1 protein-coding gene is annotated in these 1,901 nt (G+C 51.9%); it reads left to right on the top strand.

Annotated features, from left to right (window positions below; genetic code table 11):
• Nucleotides 1–1,901 (top strand): AAA family ATPase (locus B5E53_RS18490; RefSeq protein WP_087317596.1); only part of this gene is annotated, 1,901 nt, incomplete at both ends.

The raw sequence follows: 1,901 nt of genomic DNA, 5'->3' as shown, positions 1-1,901 counted from the left end.
CAGTCTGACCAGATCGAGATTGAGATGGAAGGACAGTGGGAAAAGTCCAGCCACGGCCTGCAGTATCAGGTGGAAAATTTCATGGAGATCGTGCCGCGCACGAAGGAGGGGATCTTAGGCTACCTCTCCTGCGGTTCTGTAAAGGGTGTGGGGCCAAAAGTTGCAGAGGCCATTTACAAAGAATTTGGCCTTAATACGCTGGAAATCATGGAAGAACATCCCCAGGAGCTTCTGAAGGTGAAAGGAATTTCCCAGAAAAAGCTGAAGGGGATTGTGGAGTCCTACGGGAAAAATAAGGTGTTCCGGGAACTCATGACATTCCTGGCACCCTATAAGGTAACGCCTAAAAAGGTGAACCTGATCCTCCAGCGGTTTCGCAATGAGTCCGTGGAGATTGTCCGTCACAGGCCTTATCAGCTCTGTGCTGTGAAAGGGTTTGGCTTTTTAACAGTGGATGCCATTGGACGGCAGAACTGCCAGGCGCTCAATGACCCCATGCGGATTTCAGGCTGCCTCTCCCATCTCATGGAATCAGCTATGAAGGAGGAGGGGCATCTGTACCTGGAGCGCCCGGAGCTGATCCAGCGGGCATATACCATGCTGAACCAGGATCTTCCGCATCAGGCAGTGACAGAAACAGACATCCAGCGGGTACTCTACCGGCTGGTGATGCAGGAAAGTATTGTGGTAGACGGCGAGCGGGTGTATGTGAAGAAGCAGTATGAGGAAGAAAACCAGACCGCTTCCATGATCGCCCGGCGTTTGTTGGATCAGGGCGAGGCGTATGACATCGAAAAGGAATTGGCGCAGGCCCAGACTGCCCTGGCGATTACCCTGTCAGAGAGGCAGAAACAGGCAGTGCGTATGGTGTTCCAAAACCAGATCAGTATTATTACCGGTGGGCCTGGGACTGGGAAGACCACTGTGTTAAAGGTCATCCTTTATATCCATGCTATTGTCTGCAGGTCACAAGTGCAGCTCATGGCTCCTACGGGGCGTGCGGCACGCCGGATGGCGGAAAGCACCGGGCATGAAGACGCCTCAACGATGCACATGGCTCTGGGACTTCTGGGTGACTCTGCCGATTATGAAGACGCAGTAGAATATCTGGAGGCCGGTTTCTTAAATCTGGATGAAGTATCCATGGTAGATATGCATTTGGGATATGAATTTTTCCGCAGGGTAAAGCCTGCCTCCCGTATCCTGCTGGTAGGCGACGTAGATCAGCTCCCTTCTGTGGGAGCTGGTGATGTGTTCCGGCAATTGATCGGCTGCGGGCTGATCCCTGTGACGGTGCTGGATCTGGTATTCCGCCAGGGAAAGACCAGCAACATCCACTTAAATGCCCGTAAAATGTTGGCAAACCGGACGGATTTTGGCTTTGGAGATGATTTTCAGTTTGTCTCCTGCAATTCGGCAGATGAGACAGCAGCCATGGTACGTCAGCTCTATCAGGAAGAGGTCGCAAGGAACGGGCTGGATCATGTACAGATTTTGACACCCTATCGGGTAAAGACGGTAAATGGCGCTAACGATCTGAACCGGAGTCTGGAGGATCTGATCAATCCCCCTAGTCCTGGGAAAAAGGAACTGTCCGCAGGAGGGCAGATCTATCGGGAAGGGGATAAGGTACTGCAGAACAAGAATACGTTGATGGCCAGCAATGGTGACCTGGGAAGGATTACGGATTTTTATACGGATGAGGAAGGAACCGCAAAAACGGTGATCGAATTTCCGGATGGACGTATCGTGACCTACGAGACGGAGGATCTGGAGATGATCGAACACGCCAATGCCATTACCATACACAAGTCCCAGGGATCCGAGTGCGATATTGTCATCATCCCCTGGGTGAGAGCCTTTTATATGATGCTGAAGCGGAATATCCTGTACACAGGCAT

This window comes from Eubacterium sp. An11, from assembly GCF_002161065.1.
Lineage (GTDB): Bacteria > Bacillota > Clostridia > Lachnospirales > Lachnospiraceae > Anaerobutyricum > Anaerobutyricum faecale.
Note: the sequence above shows the minus strand (reverse complement) of the source record. Positions and strands in the feature narration are given on the sequence as shown.